Raw genomic sequence first — 264 nt, 5'->3', positions numbered from 1 at the left:
TCATTCCCTTCGACATCGCCGACCTGAACGAGCGCGGCCACAACCCGCTGCTGGTCGCGCTCGAATGGTTGCTGCGCCTGCCGCAGCAGCGCTGCGGCCTCACCGAAATCCGCGACCTGTTCGCCGTGCCGGCCGTGGCCGCGCGCTTCGGCATCGGTGCCGACGAACTGCCGCTGCTGGCGCGCTGGGTGGAAGGCGCCGGCGCGCGCTGGGGCCTGAACCTGGCGCACCGATCGGCGCTCGGGCTCGATGCCTGCGGCGAGC

General features: G+C 72.7%; 1 protein-coding gene. It reads left to right on the top strand.

The window, feature by feature from the left end; genetic code table 11:
• Nucleotides 1-264 (top strand): exodeoxyribonuclease V subunit gamma (locus tag CVH10_RS21480; protein ID WP_146143242.1); only part of this gene is annotated, 264 nt, incomplete at both ends.

This window comes from Halomonas sp. ND22Bw, from assembly GCF_003011945.1.
In the GTDB taxonomy this organism is placed as follows: domain Bacteria; phylum Pseudomonadota; class Gammaproteobacteria; order Pseudomonadales; family Halomonadaceae; genus Halomonas; species Halomonas halophila.
The sequence above is the reverse complement of the archived record's forward strand: the minus strand, read 5'-3'. Positions and strand labels throughout refer to the sequence as shown.